13 protein-coding genes and 1 pseudogene are annotated in these 17,931 nt (G+C 42.1%); all 14 read right to left on the reverse strand.

Annotated elements, in window-relative coordinates; all coding sequences use genetic code 11:
* A pseudogene (locus G6Q00_RS02950) lies at positions 1–2,127 on the reverse strand (hypothetical protein); the annotation flags it as partial.
* 215 nt (positions 2,128–2,342) lie between these two features.
* Positions 2,343–3,887: a hypothetical protein gene (locus tag G6Q00_RS02955; RefSeq protein WP_163531952.1), complete on the reverse strand. Its 1,545-nt coding sequence runs from the start codon at positions 3,885–3,887 to the stop codon at positions 2,343–2,345.
* Entirely contained in the window at positions 3,884–4,540 is a 657-nt protein-coding gene (locus G6Q00_RS02960; protein WP_163531953.1) for a hypothetical protein, read from the reverse strand. The genes G6Q00_RS02955 and G6Q00_RS02960 overlap by 4 nt, the downstream gene beginning before the upstream one ends.
* Positions 4,541–5,860 (reverse strand): apolipoprotein A1/A4/E family protein, encoded by a 1,320-nt coding sequence (locus G6Q00_RS02965; RefSeq protein ID WP_163531954.1) that lies wholly within the window; start codon positions 5,858–5,860, stop codon positions 4,541–4,543. It lies immediately after the preceding gene.
* Positions 5,861–6,092: 232 nt separating this feature from the next.
* On the reverse strand, positions 6,093–6,863 hold the full coding sequence (locus tag G6Q00_RS02970) for a hypothetical protein (RefSeq protein WP_163531955.1): 771 nt from the start codon (positions 6,861–6,863) through the stop codon (positions 6,093–6,095).
* A 311-nt stretch (positions 6,864–7,174) separates the two neighbouring features.
* Positions 7,175–9,541 (reverse strand): hydantoinase B/oxoprolinase family protein, encoded by a 2,367-nt coding sequence (locus tag G6Q00_RS02975; RefSeq protein ID WP_163531956.1) that lies wholly within the window; start codon positions 9,539–9,541, stop codon positions 7,175–7,177.
* 9 nt (positions 9,542–9,550) lie between these two features.
* Positions 9,551–11,692, reverse strand: coding sequence for a hydantoinase/oxoprolinase family protein (locus G6Q00_RS02980; protein ID WP_163531957.1), 2,142 nt, complete (start codon positions 11,690–11,692; stop codon positions 9,551–9,553).
* A gap of 9 nt (positions 11,693–11,701) precedes the next feature.
* The gene (locus tag G6Q00_RS02985; RefSeq protein ID WP_163498999.1) at positions 11,702–12,121 is read right to left on the reverse strand and encodes an acetone carboxylase subunit gamma; all 420 of its coding nucleotides are present in this window, start codon (positions 12,119–12,121) and stop codon (positions 11,702–11,704) included.
* Between the two features lie 9 nt (positions 12,122–12,130).
* Positions 12,131–14,041 carry a hydantoinase/oxoprolinase family protein gene (locus G6Q00_RS02990; RefSeq protein ID WP_163531958.1) on the reverse strand — a complete coding sequence of 637 codons (1,911 nt, stop codon included), beginning with the start codon at positions 14,039–14,041 and terminating at the stop codon, positions 12,131–12,133.
* Positions 14,042–14,093: 52 nt separating this feature from the next.
* A complete protein-coding gene (locus G6Q00_RS02995) occupies positions 14,094–14,711 on the reverse strand; it encodes a 3-oxoacid CoA-transferase subunit B (RefSeq protein WP_163531959.1) in 618 nt (205 codons plus the stop codon).
* The gene (locus tag G6Q00_RS03000) at positions 14,712–15,407 is read right to left on the reverse strand and encodes a CoA transferase subunit A (RefSeq protein WP_163499002.1); all 696 of its coding nucleotides are present in this window, start codon (positions 15,405–15,407) and stop codon (positions 14,712–14,714) included.
* Positions 15,408–15,421: 14 nt separating this feature from the next.
* Positions 15,422–16,597, reverse strand: a complete 1,176-nt coding sequence (locus G6Q00_RS03005; RefSeq protein WP_163531960.1) for a thiolase family protein — start codon at positions 16,595–16,597, stop codon at positions 15,422–15,424.
* 93 nt (positions 16,598–16,690) lie between these two features.
* A complete protein-coding gene (proC, locus tag G6Q00_RS03010; protein ID WP_240330950.1) occupies positions 16,691–17,461 on the reverse strand; it encodes a pyrroline-5-carboxylate reductase in 771 nt (256 codons plus the stop codon).
* Positions 17,454–17,858 carry a flagellar assembly protein FliW gene (gene fliW, locus G6Q00_RS03015; RefSeq protein ID WP_163499004.1) on the reverse strand — a complete coding sequence of 135 codons (405 nt, stop codon included), beginning with the start codon at positions 17,856–17,858 and terminating at the stop codon, positions 17,454–17,456. The genes proC and fliW overlap by 8 nt, the downstream gene beginning before the upstream one ends.
* Positions 17,859–17,931 lie beyond the last annotated feature (73 nt).

Here is a 17,931-nt window from a genome sequence, read left to right on the forward strand (position 1 = left end):
GAAGTTTACCCCCTTAGGGTTATAAATATTTTTCTCAATGGTGTTTAAAAAGGGTTTGGCCTCTTGTAATAGCCCTTGATCTTTTAACTGCGCTTTAAAGGCGTTATAGCTTAACTCACCTACATTCTTAGATTCTGGGCTTAAAGTAGTTTTAATATCATTTGTTAATACGGCTGGTATGGCCTTTTCTACAGCATCGTTATAACTCTCTTTAGTGCCCCTTTCTAAATCATCAAAGATTGCCTTTATATCACCCTTATTTAGCTGGAGATTTTCAAGTTGTTCTTTTAGATTAGCTGTAGTTTTATTTAAAATACTTTTTAGCGTGTTATGTGCCTGCACACTGCTATTAGCCGCTTCAGTTAAAAAGGCTAAAAGGTTACCGCTCTCATCGGCTCTAATAGCTCTAATAAAGGCCTCTTGTCTCTCTGTATGCTTAGGTAGAGTTAAAATATCATAAGCACTATCAAAGGCCTTAAGCGCCCCGCTATCCTCCCCAAAACTCTTAATAATTTTTTCTCTTAGTGGGCTTTTAGGGTTTTGCAATTTTACCCCGCCTCCAAATTGTTCCCCAAATTCTTTTAAAGCGGCTTCTTGTTCTGGGGTGTATACTTGATTGATAAGTCTTTGCGCGGCTCTATCGTTTCCACTCATAGCGCGCTTAAGTGTGCCCACTACCGGTAAGTAATCACTCACTCTACCTAGAGCTTTAGGTAAGTCTGCAACTTTACCTATTGCTTTGCCTAAGCCTATAAAGGCCACATCACCTACAGCGCTTAATAATCCCTCTTGTGTGGCGTGCTTAATTGTCTCATTAAAGTTTTGATCGCGATTTAGCACAAAGTTAGTAAGCGCGGCATCTGCTCCCCCGCCTATAAATGCCCCAATAGCTCCGCCTGCTATCATGCCCCAAGGTCCCCCCCGTCCTTTAGCTACACCTTTAGCCGCCCCAACTGCGCTACCTATTAAACTGCCTGCAATACTGCCTGCATTAGCGGCAATAATAGTTTTAAAGTTATCAAAAAAGCTATCGTTGATTTTATAAGCTTGCTTATCTTTGATCGCGTAAATCTCACCTTTGTTGCCAAATTCTAAACTATCAAACCCTAAACCTTTAGCAATATCTGTTGCGCCTTTTCTATATTGTTCTACCTCTTTAGGATCACTGCCAAATAATAAGCTAGCCACACTTTTACCGGGTGCTATATTGTCATAAAGCGTTATGGCCTTTTGGAGATCTTTAGTGATCGCTTGAGATTTTAGGTTTTCTTGATACTCTTTTAAATCCTCATTTTCATCTTTAAAGGCGCTGTTAAATAGAGTTTTAAAGATGTTTCTATCTCTGAATATTTGGTTTTTTTGGGCTTGGGTTAGCTCTTTAGCCTCTTTAACCTTTAAAATACTTTGGCGGGTGATCTCTGCTTGGTAGGCATTAGGGCCTTTATTAAAGCCATAATCTCCATTAAATGCCCCTTGAAGGATTAAATGGGTTTTAATCTCTTTAGGTAGTTTTGCATAAGGCACTCTATTTTCTATAGCTTCTTTGATCAAGCTATCTAACTCTAAATCTTGACTTTTGCGCTCTTTACTCTTTAGCATATCCGGGATCAATTCATTCACAAAGCTAAACTTACTAGCGCGTGTTTGCAAATCCTCTAAACTAAAGGGTTTTTTACTTGTGGGTAGCTCTGCACTGCTAACATTATTTGTCTTAGTCCCGCTCTCCTCTAATTTAAGCTTATTTTCAGCGCTAGGAGGCGCTATAAGCGCTTTGTTAGTCTCATTCTGTGCTAATAGCTTATCTCCTGCACTCTGGGGCGTTTGTATTTCAAACCCATTTGTATTTTCAAGTGCTTTTGTAGGTTTAATCTGTAGCGCCTCATCTTGTTCACTCAAGCTAGTAGGTTTAACTACAGGTGGCGCTAACTCAATATTTAAATTCTTACCTAAAGTTTTAAGATCGTTATACAGCGCGCTATTGATCTCTTGCTCATTAAAGCCTTGATCTTTATAATACTTTTCTAATTGTTCATGATTAAAGTTGCTATTGCTAGATTTAACAAAGTCTAAAATCTGCTTTGTATCTATGTTGTCTTGTTCTAATTTATCAAAGTTCAGTGTAGCCATATGTTACCCTTTAGCTACACTTTGCCAAGATTAAGTAGGATTTTCAAGGGTTAAGAATTTAACACCTCTAGGCTAGCTTTAAACCTTGCTCATAGGGCTTATGCTATGAATTTGTGCTAACCTAGAGTGGGCATAATTAAAGCTAAAATTTTAAACACTTTCAAGGGTTAGGATTTGTAGCCACCTGCAACACCCTTGCCCTTTGCTCTTTTTTGCTATATGCGCCATGTCCGCCTAGCACTGCTACGATTCTGTGATTTATAAGTATCACTTTGGCTAATAAAGGGGGGCTTGACTTCTGGGTGATTGATTGCACTAGCTAGCGCGTCAATCGTATCATCTTGCTTAAAGGGCTTATCGGGGTTAAAGCTAAAGAGTTCTTTTTTGATCTGATCTTGATTGCTACATGTGTGGCTAAAGACTAGATAGCCGGTATTATAATAGGGTCTAATTGCCTTGATCTTATCCACCTTACTTACTTGTCTACTAGGGGTATAGCAAGTGATTAAGTCGTTTAAGCCCTCTGTGTAATTCTCTTTAGCCCTTTGGTTATGTTTGGCTAACTCTACCATTAATAGGCGGTGTAACACTAGCCCGCCCCCATCTGATTCAATATAAGTTTTAGCCTCTCTAAATTTAGCCTTAGCCTGCAAGATGTAGCTTATAGTGATCTCCTCACTCCAAATACCACAATAACACTCTAATACGATATATCTAGCGCTATCTTTATAGTTTTCTACACCCACAACTACGATCGCGCGATTATCTGCACTTTGTTTTAAACTTAATGCGTTATCCACAAAGATGAAAGTATTGATTTGGCCTAATTCATGCTCAAATACATTTGTGTAGTATTGCTCATCAAAGTAACCACCACTGGTGCTAATGGGTTCTTGCTGATACTGCGCGCTAAATTCGTCGTTGCCCATTTGTAGGCGCAACTCTTCTAGTTGCTCTAAGTTATGGCGCTCTTTAAATAAAGCCTCTTTAGGCTGGCGGATATAGTTAAACTCGCCTATGCTATACATTTCTTGATTTTCATTAATAGCTTGTAACTTAATTACGCGCCACTGCTTAATATTCTCCTCTTCAAACTCTCTAGGATTAAGCAAATATCCGCATAGATCATTTAGCCCTAGCCTTTGCATTAAAATAGTGATGTTGCTGTAATTATCTTGTAACCTACTTAATACGCTTTCTTTAAAGTTGCTATGCATTGCCTTAATTGCGCTTTTGCTTCCCATTTCAGATACTTTAATTGGATCATCTATTAGGATTTGGTGGGCATGAAAGCCTGTTAAAGCGCTTTTAAGAGTGGTTACAAATAACCCCCCGCCCTCTCGCAATATAAATTCTTGGGCATTATCTTGTAAAAATTCTAAGGGTTCTGGGAATATCTGGCTAAAAAATTTTGATTTCATCAAATCGCGCACTTGATTAGCGATCTTTCTACATAGATCATCACTATAGCTAATATAAAAGTATTTTCTAGCCCTATCTTTGCCTAAACTCCATGCAATAAAACACCTTGCGATAATCTCAGTTTTGCCATAGCTAGGGGGCATGTTGATCATCAAACGGGTTATTAAGTTTTCACTACTAGGCAAAGTATTTTCAAGCACCTTAGCTAAATACTTAATATGCCAACTATCCATAAAGGGGGCTAGGTTATAGCGCTCCCACTTGAGTTTAATAAAGGTGTATAAATCTCTTTTGGCTAACTCTCTTAGGGCTAGTTCTCTTTTAATTTCCTCTTTCATGGCCGCAACATCGGGTTAAACTGGGCTGTAGTGGGGCTAGGTGGATTTAGTGGGGGTGTGATCATCTTATTCTTAATGGGTTTTTGTAAGGGCGGGGGGTTGAAGTTGGGCAATAGGTCTTGTTGGAGAGTTTTAGCTGCCTTTATATGGGCGCTACTACCTCCTGTACCAATAGTAACACCTAGAGTATAGTTTTTGGCTTGTTGGTCTAGGGTTTTGGCTTTTGTAAGCGCAACATTAGCCTTATTTTGTTCTTGTGCCATTTTTAGTTGCTGGGTCTTAAGGGCGTTATTGATTCGATCTAGGCCTTGTTGGTGTTTAAATATTTGTTGTTGGTACTCTTGGGCTTGCTTAGCCTGATTTTCTCTAAAGCCCTGCATAGCTAAGTCCATTCTTTGGTTATGGTCAAATACTTGTTGTCTAAAGTCTTGGGCTTGTTGTGCTCTTTGATCTGCTAGATTATCGCGCATTTTCTGATAAGCTTTTAAGTCCTCATTTTCTAGGATTTTCTGCGCATTTGCCCCTGCTTGGTTGATTTGCGCGCTAAAGTTAGCCATAGTATTTGCCATATTAGCATGTGCCCCTCTAAGATTATTCATGCTTTCATTAACTAAACTTAATGCGCCTCTGCCTGCGCTAATATCTGGATACATTTAGTTCTCTCCTTCTGTTGGGTTTTGTGTGGTTTCCGGTGTTTCTGTGGGCTCTGTTGTAGCAATACTATTCTTTGCTACATCTTCAAGCCTTAGGGCTGTAGCATAGCTCACTACGCATAACCCCCCACTGCCCACACTAATAGCAATATTTTCTTGATTTTCTAATTTGATCCACCCACATTTAATCGCCCCTGTAGTGGCGCCATTGCCACTTGCAATACTTAGCTTATCTCCAAAGGAGGTAATACTATTATTGCTATTGCTATCGGTATTGCTTGGATTACCCGCCCCTGCTTGTAAAAACACAAAGTAGTAAATCCCACTCTTTGGCACTTCAAAGCTAGCATTTTCTGTATAAGTTGTAGTGCTAAAGTCAAGACCTAATTTAGTTGATCTAACCTGTAATTGCTCTAACATAGTCTTAAGCGTGGCTATTTCTGCACCTATAGGGGCGCTATCTTTGTTAAATTCCTCAATCATGGATTTTTTATACTCTTTAATATCCTCTTTACTAGTAGTTGTTAGGCTATCTGTGTGGCTGGTGAGTAATTCTTTTTGGGTAGAAGTGTGTTTTAGGATTTGATCTAGCGCATCTTTAAGGATATGATCTAGGGCTTTGTAAGTAGCCTGTGCATAATCTCTTAATTTTACCGCTACAGCTAAATAACGTTGCATTTCTGCTAACTTAGCCTGCGCTTCAGTCTTATGGGTTTGAATCAAATTATCTAAGTTGCTAAGGCGCTGATCTACCTTTGTTTGAATGGTGTTTTCAAGAATGTTTAAATTGCCCTGTAATTCTTTGGCCTTTTGTTCTAGTTTGCTATCTAACTCCCCTTCTAATGAATTGAGCGCATTTTGCGCGGCCTCTAGGTGTTCTTTAATATTATTAAGCGCTTCAGCATTAGCCTTTTTTAAATCCTCTAAGTAGCCTGTCGTTTTGCTATAAAGATTATTTAATTCATCTTTAAGATGTGGGAGGGAGTTAAGCCTAACTAGTAAAGCCTGTATCTCATCGCGGTATTTAATAATCTCTTGCACAGATAGATTAGCCTGAGTGAGTACATTATTGGCTAGGGTGATCTTATCTTGCACGATTTGGAAGTTTTGCACAATTAGGGCATTGTTCTTGCCCATAATGTAGTTAAACTCATCAAAGTAGCTATTATAGTTATCTATTACATTTCTAACTTGCTCTAGGCAATATTGCATATAAGCTGCTCTTGCCTCAATTTTGGGGAGTTCTTTAAGGCTAGTATCTTGAAGTTCTCTAAAGCTAATAAAGGCACTGAGTAAACGGCTTAAGCCCTGTAAGCACAAATAGACTTGTTATTACTTTCATACTTGATATATTCCATGCAGTGTGCTATACACAACCATAGTTAACTAATACACTGAGTATAGGTTATGTCCCAATTGCTCCAATACGCTCTAAGAAGTATGCGCCTTAATCCGCTTAGCTAAAGCTAGGGGTTTTACGGCGCAAGTGGTAAAAAAATGCTTTAGTCATTCAAACCCTTCAAGGGGGTTTATCTAGCAAATAGTAATGTAATCAATCCTTAAGAAGCGCATTTAATTTTTCTAAAACCACCTCAGGGATAGCCTCTTGATCAATCTCAGTAAAAAAGCTTTGTTTAAAATCAGGAGCTAGGGCCTGCTTATTACACCAAAACTGTGAATCTAAAACCGGAACGGTAAAATCCCCAAATTGTAATTCTTTTTCATGCCTAAAACCCACACTCCAACCGTAATTTGTTGCAACATTGGCAATGGGAGCATACGCTTCAGGTGGCAAGGATTGAGCGCGCTCATCAAATAAAAGCCCGCTTACTTTAGAATCTTTATAGGAGCGTAGCCAATCTGCACAATATACAGCGGCATTTTCTATAGTTTCATCTTCAAACTCTTCACTTGCACCCACAGCCTTAGCCGTCATTTTAAGCAGTTCTAAGGGAGTTTGGAGCTGGGTAAGAATGTGCATGTGTAGCGTGTTTGTAGCAGTATTGATCAAAGAACTTGTGATTTCTCTTAAGCCCTCATCTTGCATAAAAATTTTAAGGGCATAGCCACTACGCTTTTTCTCCCCCATTTTTTCCACTAAATCCTTATTATTTATGAGTTCTTCCTCTAACATCTTATCAAAACGAAGGACTAAAGCATCTGCTTTAAGCAGAGAAACCACCTGTTTCATGTAATTGCTATAAAGCACAGCATCATGCCATGGGTAGGGCTTGTGTTGCATTAAAACCTTATGGGCATAACTTCTAGCATCTACTACTAGTTTATTTTTACCCTGTTTGAGCACATCTTCAATAAAATTCATTGTTATCCTTCTACCGATAATCCGTTAAAATCATTGTTTGCAACTAGCCGGTTTATTTCCTTAATAATAGTTAGCACGGTTTTCCTTTATAAAGCTTTTATGAGAAAATTTTGAATGGTTTTAAAGAGGCACTAAAAAGACAGAGAGGATTATAGCAACCATTAAAAAGAGGGTAGCTGGTGTGTTTACAATCTGATTTGCTTTTTGCCAACCTGCTTTAAACATGGGCTACTATCCTTTATTTTAATAAGATTTGCCACAAAGTGATCTTTAAGCTTAGGGTTAGAAGAAATTCTCCTACCCCTTGCTTATTACACTAATTTAGGTCTTACCCCACCCTCATACTTAATTTCTAATTCTTCTACCCTTTTTTCTAGTTGGGCAATTTTGACCACATGGCGATTGGGCATCACCACTAAAGGAATATCTTTGAGTTTGCCTTTGACGCGTTTGGGTCCATGGTGATCCCAAACAGTGGCGATGAGCTCTTCTGGATTTTCCTCTCCCCAAGAGCCATAGTAGTATAAATCCTTAGGCGGCTCGTCTTTAACATGTTTTTTTACAAATTCATCGTAGGGCAAGCCTCTTTTCAAACGCGCTTTTCTCTCATTCTCGCGCTTTTGTTTGGTGGCATGCTCATCTACTACAAAGGTTTCTTTATCCCACACCACCTTATAAATCTCAGAGGCCACATGTTCAGAAATCCTACCCACCTGTAAATCCTCCATGACTAACTCAGGGTCTCTCTCTAAAACATCGCCATAACCCCCGCCACAGCCCTGTGCAATCATATAAAGCTCGCCCTCTCGGGACCTGTCAAACTGCAAGCCCATATGATAAGTGGTGTAAACGCCTCCCTCAAAGGGGCGTTCATTCATCACCCTTTCCATAGATAGATCAAATTGTTCGGGGTCTTTTTTAACGATCTCAAAAATGTTAATGCCCTTGACCATAGCTAAGGGATAGGTTGCACACCCATAACCCCCAAACAATCCGCACACACTAGAAAACTTCGCCCCAGAGGTAACCGTCATAAAGCCCCATTCTGGCGTATTGCGCGCCGCAACAATCATCTCATAGCCCATGCCACCACGGAATTTGCCAAAGCCTTGGTTGTCGCGCACCACTCTCTTACTCACCAGTTGTAAAAAAGGCACTTCCTCCTCCATTACCTCCTGTTCGCCAATGTCTGCCATCGCACAAAACAAGGGAGCTACCGCGTCCTCACCATCTCTAAAGGCCTTTGCGCCCCCACCCATGCCATTTAAATCCGCACACAAATTCCCCACCTGTTCGCCATGCTGGGTTTCTCCACCCCATAAGAAGTCATTAATTTGGTTAAACCAAGGGGCGATCACATTGGCGTATTTGGTGTGCATAGAAAATTGCAACTTGGCATAGGCAATCTGCAAGGCACTAAAGGCCCTAAAGGAGGCTTGTAAATTCTGTCCATTGGGTGCATCATAAGAGCAATCCCCCCAAGTGCCCTCATCTGAGATCACCTCAATAGGAGAAAAAGCCCCTGTGCACCTTGGCAGATCAGGCCACCAGTAAGAAAGCACTGCCTGAGAGAAAAAGGCTTTAGTTGAGGCTAGGGGCGAATTAATAGCGCGATTGATAATCTCTTTGCCAGAACCTCTTAAATCCACAGTCATGTGATCGCCCTTAACTGTGATCTTGCATGCAAATTTGATCAAGATATTTTCTTTGAGCGTAGAATCTACAAATTGTTGCACAGTAACCATGCCATCTGGCATTGCCTCAATGCGACGGCGTACCTCATTTTCCACATCTTCTACCGTCATTCTAATCGCCCCTACAAAGGCATCAACGCCGTACTCATCAATCATGCGATCGACAATGTCCATCACCCGGCGCACCGCCCCCATTTTAACCTTAATATCAGCCAACATCAACTTTGGATCGCGTGTGGAGTGTTGCAAAAATGTAAGAAGGTCTCTTCTAAGTTTACCCCTCTCTACAATCTTCATGGGAATGCCACGCAAACCATCATCAAAGGGGGTTTCTGAGCCTGAGGGCATTCCACCCGGCTCACACGCACCATTCTCGCCCTCATGGATAGTTGCACCCACCCAAGCGATGATCTCGCCATTTCTAATCACTGGAGTGAGCATGGATTGATCGGTGTTGTGCACACACCCAAAACGCGCATCGTTGTGGAAAAACCCATCACCCTCGTGGATACCCACGGTGGGTTCATCCTTCCAGTATTTCATGATGTAGCGGATAGGGTGGTGTAATACGGCTGAGAAGGCTATCACGCCACGATTAGACATGTAGCACACATCTCCACTAGCCGTATAAACCGCCACAGACAAATCCGCCCACTTAGCTCCCGGAGCCGCCCCCATGCTCTCACACATTTCAAAGGCTTCATCTAGCGATCCGCCCAAACGCCTACGGATGCGATCATAAAGCAGGGGATCATTCCCCTTAGAGAGCACCTGATCCTCTAGGGGTGTGCGTTTAGCAATGGCATGATGGCGCATAATCTCTGGATCAGGTCCTAAAAATAGCGTGGTTTCATTCATAAAATCCTCTACCCACGCTTGCTCCTCAGCACTCAATTCTTTTTTATGGGAGTGTTCATGGTGGCTATGGGCGTTGGGGTGTTTGTGGGCCTGTACATGGCTTCCTTGGGTTTTTTTATTTGGCATACTCTCTCCTTATTTAGAATTTACTTCGTCTTTTAAAAGCCAAGCAGCACCTTGTGGAGTGGGCTCAACCCGCCAGTTTTTTTCAATCAAATAGGTGGTGCTTTTTGTGGTGATGATAGCTGGCCCATGGATAACATATTCTGCACTCAAAACACTTTCATCATAGATAGGGGTTTCAATGGGCTCTTTTTCATCTACGAAGTGTACTTTACGCGAGCTTTTAGCAGTGGGTACACGCCTTTTATGATCTGTATAGAGCTCTTTAAAATGCACCACATCGGTTTCAATGAAAGTTGCCACGCGCACGGTTTGTACGCGCACGCCTGCCTCTGGGGCTTCTACGCCCTTGCCATAGCGTTTAGCATAGACATCTGAGAAAGTGCGGATAGCATGCAAAACATCGCCCACATTATTAATGCGATTGATGTCTAAAACCACTGAAGTGGTTACCCTCTGGTTGCCATAGCGCATATCCATCTCCAAGCGGTGTTTTACATTAGAGATGTCATAACCCTGACGGCGCAAATCCTCCTTGCCCCGTCTTTCTAGCTCTTCAATGTACTCATTTATGCGATCGTATTCATCAAAGAGTTTACGCCCAATGGGCTCATAAAGCACAATATAGCCGCTGCGCTCATGGATATGCAAGGGTTTCATGTTGCCAGCCCCTAGAGCGGAGAATACGGAGGCAAAGGGTGGGAATAAAATTTTACTAATGCCTGCATGGTAGGCAATTCCACAGGCATGCAAGGGCCCATTACCCCCGTAAGCGACCATAGTAAATTCATCTACATTGCCCCCATTTTTGCGCAATTCCATTTCAATCCCAATGGCCATTTGTTCATCTACAGAGCGCTTAATCACCTTAGCCACTTCAATCACATCTAAATCCAGCGCATCGCATAGCTTATCCTCAATGACAAATTTAGAGCGTTTAGGATTAAGCTTAATCACCCCAGCCGCATAATTATCTGGATCTAAATAGCCTAGTAGCAAATCTGCATCTGTTACGGTAGGATTGAGTCCGCCCCTATCATAACAGGCTGGACCTGGATCAGAGCCTGCGCTTTCTGGTCCGATTTTAATAGCTTGGTGGATGCGATCATAAGTGGCAATAGAACCTCCGCCCGCACCCAGAGTATTAAGATGAATCATGGGCAAAGTTACTAACCAACGACAAATTACAGGCTGGAAGTCATAGTGTTTGACTCCACCCTTAGGCAAGATACCGATGTCAAAAGAAGTACCGCCCATGTCCATGCACACCACATTACCGATGTCTGTGGTTTCTGAAAGGTGCTGCGAGGCACTCACGCCACTTACAGGCCCAGAGTGAATAGTTTGCAAGCTATCCGTAGAATTACTTTGAGCCATTCCTCCGCTATTGTGAATTACTAGCATAGGCCTGCCATACCCGCTATCTCTTAAATTAGAGCTCAACTGGCTAAGTGCGTGGAACATGATTTCATATAAGAAAGCATCAATGATAGTGGTGTTGGCGCGTACATATTCGCCCTTGCGCCCAGAGACCTGAGAGCTTAAAATCACCGGAATAGCGCCTAACTCGTGGGCAGGATATTCCTCTAAAATGGTTTCTAACACTAACTGCTCATGGCTAGGGTTTTCAGTTGCATTAGTGAGCGCAACCACAATAGCCTGCGCGCCATTATCCACCAAATCGCGTACCTGTTTTCTCACATCTTCTTTTTGCAAAGGCACTAAAACCTCACCTACACTATCCACCCTCTCTTTAACGGAGCGCACCATGCGCCTAGGCACAAGCGGATCGGGGCGTTGGGCATTTGGCATATTGCCTTGTTCGGTAACATCTAAGCCCTCACCATAACCCTTACCACGAGAAAGATGAATCGTATCCTCAAAGCCATGGGTAACAATTGCGCCCACTCTAGGTCCCTTGCCCTCAATTAGCGCATTTGTGCCTAAAGTGGTGGCATAGCGCACTGAATCTACCTCTTTGAGTACCTGTTCTCTGCTTAATCCGGCTATTTTGCAGGCATTATCTAGGGCTGCATTAAAACCTAAAGACAAATTGTGGTGGGTGGTTAGGGATTTAGATTCAATGTACTTTCCATCCCATGCAAAAAAACAATCTGTGAATGTTCCGCCAATGTCTACTGAAATTCTCTTCATAGGCACTCCTTACTTTTTGTCAAATTTAGCGCGCAAATCTGCTTGTGCATTTTCACCAGGGCCATAGTGTATAGAAGTTTCTGGGTCTTTGCCAATCTCTTTCCAACGCCTTTTAAGATCATCAATATCCCACAACATGTCTATGGTGGGGGGGTAGTTAGGTGGGACATATTCAGTTTCAATTTGAGTCCCGCAAGTGGGGCAGTAGTATTCATAAATGCGGCAAAACTTTGGATCGGGTGAAAAGGTGTATTGGTAGCGTTTGGGGTCTAAGATGGGCGGGTGAATCTCTTGGGGGTCTCTATCATAAATAAGTGTACCTTTTTTGTAGGTGTCTCTAGCATCGCCAAAGTCATGCCCACAAATACGGCACAGCCACCTTTCGCTATTTAAATCAATCATTAAATATTCTGTCATCGGAACGCGCATGTTTACTCCTTAAGCTTGATCTTGCAAAATTAAATCACCATTATCCGTTACAAATAAACCCCACCCCTCAGGTACCCTAGCGGTGAAAAAGGGACCCTCTACAATTGCTGGACCTTCCATATGTGCCCCAGCTTTTTGCTCTAATAAGACCACTACAGGGTTATGGCACAACCCTCTTTCCTCAAGCACCTCACGGCTGTGGCTTACTTTAGCTGGGGTTGTGTGTTTAGGCAAACTTGCGCGCAAATTAGGGTGTGAGAGTTCATAGCGCACATGGTAGGCTAAAATGCGTTTTTGATCTTTATCAAGTTGGATCGTATCTTTTAAATCAGAGAGGCGGCATTCAGACCCATCAGCATTTTCTACCACCACTTTCCACTCATGCTTACACTCATCATAATCATAGCCCTCTTGAAACATATGCCTTTTAGCCTGTTCACGCATTTGTTCTTGAATAGCTTCAACCTCAGCCTTATTTAAGCCTGTAATGTCTCTTTCAAAAGTTTGGGCTACATCAGAAAAACTAATCCCATAAGCAGAAAACACGGCAGCGAGTTTTGGTACAATCACGCGTTTAATGCCCGCTTTTTTAGCAGCCAAACACGCACTCATGGGCCCCCCACCTCCAAAGGCGGCTAATACGGTATCTTCTTGCACATGTTTTTTTAAGCATGCTGCTAGTTGTTCTGCATAGGCCTCTTCTAGGGCAAATAAAGCCTTTTGTAAACCCACACCCAGCGGTTTAGCGATCTTTTCAGTAATGGTGGAGATTGCGCGCTCTTTATCTAATTTTTGTTGCCCATTTAAATAAGTGTCTGGATCAATCACACCTAAAGCTACATTGACATCAGTTATCGTCGCCTCTGTACCCCCAAAGCCAAAGCAAGCAGGTCCAGGGGCCGCTCCTACGCTATCAGGCCCTACTGTGATTGTACCTTTCTTATCAACGCGCAAAATAGAGCCCCCGCCCACACCAAAGGATTTTACATCGCTAAGCTCAAAGGAAATTTGAATCCCCTCTACAAATCCGCGTCGTTCTGTTTTAATCTTATGGTTATACACCTCGCCTACATCTGAAGTAGTGCCCCCCACATCTACCATTAAAACATGTTCAAAACCATAGGCTTTAGCTAGGGCTTTGGTACCCTCAATGCCTCCTCTGGGGCCAGAAGAATAAGTTTTGAGTGCTACAGATTTAGCCACCCGCGAAGAGGCCCCGTCATTGCGATAAATGAGTAGGGGATTTTTAACCTTGTGGGCTTTTAGGCGGTGTTCAGCGGAGTATAAAAAGCGCTCCATAGTTGGGTGCAAAAAGCTATTTAAAATAGCTGACCAAATGCGCCTAATCCGACTAGTGTCGTTGGTAAATTCCCAAGAAAATAGCACGGGCACAGACCCTAGCAAATGTCTAGGAAATTGCAATAAGAATACATGCTTGAAAGCTTTTTCTGTATCCCTATCTTTAATAGCAACCACTAAGCGCTCTGCTCCTTTGTTTGTGAGGGTATTGACCGCAGCCACTAGCTCGCTTTCAATTTTATGCGAATCGTGGATATGTTGTAAAACCACTAGACGCGTACCTACAAGACTATCAAATAAATCTTGTTGGTGGGGGGTTTTGGTAAGATTAGCAGATAGTTGTGCATCATCTGTGATTAGCCCTAATTTAGGCCCCTTTCGTTCTACTAAAGCGTTAGTACCTTGCGTAGAAGAGTAGCGGATAAGCTCAGTGCTATGCAATAACTTAGTAAAACCGCCTTCGCCATAAATTTCCTCACTTGCCTTAGTGATGCCCTTAAAAAAACATTCTGACAAATCTACCGGTGTGGTTAGAGTTTTTGTAAAGCGCACTTCTGAACCACTCACCACGCAAATATCAGTCAGCGTCCCGCCATTATCTAAATTGACCAAATACTTCAATGTAACTCCTTATATTAAGATTTTTAAAATGCGATGTCTAGCTAATACCTCCTTATGGCAAGGGTACATTTTCTACACCCTGTGCCAATTCTAAAGTGATAAATTTCCCATCTTTAATTTCAAACACCCCTAAATTAGTGATGACTTTTGAGACGCATTTAGGACCTGTTAATGGGAGGGTGCATTGCTTGACTAACTTTAAATTGCCTTTTTTATCGGTATGTTGCATGATCACAATCACTTTTTTAGCACTCGCAACTAAATCCATTGCTCCTCCCATGCCCTTAACCAATTTACCCGGCACCATCCAGCTAGCCAAATCCCCCTGAATAGAAACCTCCATGGCTCCTAAGATAGTTAAATCAATGTGCCCCCCTCTAATCATCGCAAAGCTCTCTGCTGAGCTAAAGTAGCTTGCCCCAATACTCTCTGTAATGGTCTGTTTGCCTGCATTGATCAAATCTGCATCGGCTTGCTCTCTTGTAGGAAAAGGCCCCATGCCTAGCATTCCATTTTCACTTTGCAACATCACGCTAATATCTTTAGGAATGAAGTCTGCTACTAAAGTGGGGATACCAATGCCTAAATTGATAGAATACCCATCTTTAATATCCTCCACTGCCTTTTGTGCCATCTGCTCACGGCTCCAACCTATGTTGTTGTGATCCACTTATTCTCCCTTTTTAAGCGTCAATTGTTCAATGCGCTTTTCAAAACTGCCCTTAAAAATGCGATCCACATACACCCCAGACACATGGATAAAGTTAGGATCAAGCTCTCCTATCTCAACCACTTCCTCCACTTCTACAACAGTTATTTTAGCTGCCTTAGCCATCATAGGATTAAAATTCATCGCTGTTTTATTAAAGATCAAGTTCCCATACACATCTGCTTTTTTAGCCTTAATAAAAGCAAAATCTGCCTTGAGTGCTCTTTCTAAAATATAGACACGCCCATCAAATTCCTTATGTTCCTTGCCCTCTGCAACAAGAGTCCCCACCCCCGTAGGCGTATAAAAACCCGGGATACCAGCCCCACCCGCGCGGATACGCTCGGCTAAAGTACCCTGTGGGTTAAATTCCACCTCCATTTGCTTATCTAAAAATTGCCGCTCAAAGATAGCATTTTCACCCACATAACTAGCAATCATCTTTTTAACCTGCTTGTTTTTTAGGAGTAAACCTAATCCAAAATCATCTACCCCTGCGTTATTAGAAATGCAAGTAATGTTTTTAACTCCTGTTTTACTTAAAGCTAGTATAGAATTTTCCGGAATGCCACACAGCCCAAACCCTCCAAACATGATTGTCATGCCATCTTTTACCCCAGCAATTGCCTCCTCAATACTGCTCACTACCTTATTCATGCGCTTCCCTTGATTTAAACTCGTTGTATAAGCATGGCAACCGCTTCGCCCCCACCAATGCATAGGCACGCCACCCCTAAATGCTTGTCATGTCTGTGTAATGCGTGTACTAAGGTGGTGAGTAGCCGCGCCCCGCTAGCCCCGATGGGATGTCCTAAAGCTATCGCTCCACCGTGCACATTAACCTGCTCATCTTTTAATCCCAACTCTCTTTGGGTCAAAATCCCCACTACAGCAAAGGCTTCGCTAATTTCATACAAATCAATATCGCTAGGCTTTTTATGGTTTCTTTCTAAAAGATTTTTAATGGCCGGGGCTGGCGCAACGGGGAAGAGGTGGGGATCGTGGCTAAAAGAATTGTAGTCTATGATCTTTGCTAGAGGCTTGCTAGAAGTGTCTTTTTCTAGCTCCTTGCTTGCTAATATAAGCATGCTTGCCCCATCGCTAATCTTGCTAGCATTAAAGGCGGTGATTGTCCCCTCTTTTTCAAAGGCCGGTTTGAGTTTTAAAGCTTTTTCAAAATCAGCCCTACCCGGCTCCTCATCTACGCTAACTAGCACCTCCCCTTTTTTAGTTTTAACAGAAATGGGCACCATCTCCGCCTCAAAGGCGTTATCCTCTATGGCTTTAAGGGCTTTTATATAGCTTTGTTTGGCAAAGGCATCTTGTTCTGCACGGCTTAGCTGGTGATTTTTAGCACAGCCTTCAGCAAAATTACCCATAAAGACATCTTGATAGGCATCTACTAGGCCGTCTTTAAATAAGCTATCCTCTAATTTAGTATCCCCCATTTTAAACCCGTTCCTGCTACCCATTAACAAATGCGGGGCTAAACTCATGCTTTCCATTCCCCCCACTAAAGCCGCCCGTGATCGCCCTAGAGTAATGCTATTAGCCCCTAACATCACCGATCGCAAACCCGATCCACAAGCCTCATTGACTAACATGCACGCTACAGACTTAGGCAAATTCGCATGCAAGGCTACCTGTCTAGCTGGGGCTTGTTTGAGTCCGGCACTAATGACATTGCCTACAATGCAAGTATCTACTAAATTACCATTAAACCCACTTTCTTTAAGTGCCTCTTTGGAAACCAAGCTTGCTAGAGTGGTGGCAGGTATGCTAGATAGAGTACCCCCTAGTGATCCAATGGGTGAACGCTTGGCGCCATAAATATAAACCTCTTGCATGTCTGCCTTTCTATATCAAAGTGTAATATTATAGTATAGAGAGGTAACAAATTTGGTTAATGATAAAAAGTATAGGCTATTTTCTAATAGATTTTAGCGGTATTTATTAACAGCAGCATGGCAGGCTTGCATTAGCGCCCCTCTTACCCCTCTATCCTCTAGTACACTTAAGCCCTCAATACTTGCCCCTCCGGGGGTACAAATAGCGGTGGTGATCTCTTGAGGGTTTTGTGTGCTTAGCAAAGAGGCAAAACCTTCAAAACTTTTTTGTACAAGTTTAAATGCCTGTTGATAAGAAAGCCCCTCTCTAACTCCTGAATCAATTAGTCCTTGTGCTACTAGACTTAAAAAAGCTAAAGAACTCCCATTAGTCGCCATAGAAGCATCAATGAGATGTTCTTTATCTACGCTAACAACTAAGCCAAAACATTCTAAAAGGGTTACTAGGTGTGGGGTTTGTGGGGTGTTAGCAGGTTCTAAGTACATGGTTGTTGCAGATAAACCCATAGAAGCGGCAATATTTGGCATGAAGCGTACAAATGCATTAGCAGCAAGATATTGCTTAAGTGTTGCAATGTTAACACCGGCTAAAGCGCTTAAAACAGCGTTGGCTACACCGGTATAGCTAAATTGGTTTAAAGCATAGGGTTTAAGGGTTAAAAAAACCACCATGCCATCTATACAAAGAGTGTTACAGGCTTTGAGTTTGATAAAATCCAAGCCTTCTTGTTTTAAAAAGGGCTCAATTTTAGCGGGGTTTCTACCGGCTATTATGATGTTATGTTGCGGGTTTAAAGAGGCGCGCATGCCTTTTAAGATAGCTTGAGTCATGTGGCCATAACCAATAAAGAGTAAATTATTCATGGACGGGTTGCTTTTCTTGATAAAAGTTAGAAATTTTTTCAGAGATTTGATAGCGGGGGTATTTGGTACTGTCTAAAATAACTTGGGCCATGAGTTGGTGATCAAAATTAAAAACTAAAGGCGCTAAGAAGTTAATGGTAGATTCTTTAAGAGGGGTTTTAATAACCATGATATTAGCGATTAAGATATTTTTAGCGCTATCTAAATTGAGCAGAAGTTGTAAGGCTAGGGGGATTTCAAATTCATAAGCGCGCAGGGCAAAGGGATTAACTAAAGTAAAAGTGGGCGTGGGCGCATCTGTATTGCGTAAGCGCATGAAAATTTCATCAATTTTTTCTAAGTCCATTGTATGAACATGCTCAAAACCCAAAATGGGGGATTTTACACTAAAATGCATCCCAGTCCTTGAAATAGTTTATGCGCTTGGTTTTTAAGGATTTTACTACAATCCACACCGAAAAATCAATTAG

This window comes from Helicobacter suis (genome assembly GCF_902196125.1).
Taxonomy (GTDB): domain Bacteria; phylum Campylobacterota; class Campylobacteria; order Campylobacterales; family Helicobacteraceae; genus Helicobacter; species Helicobacter suis_B.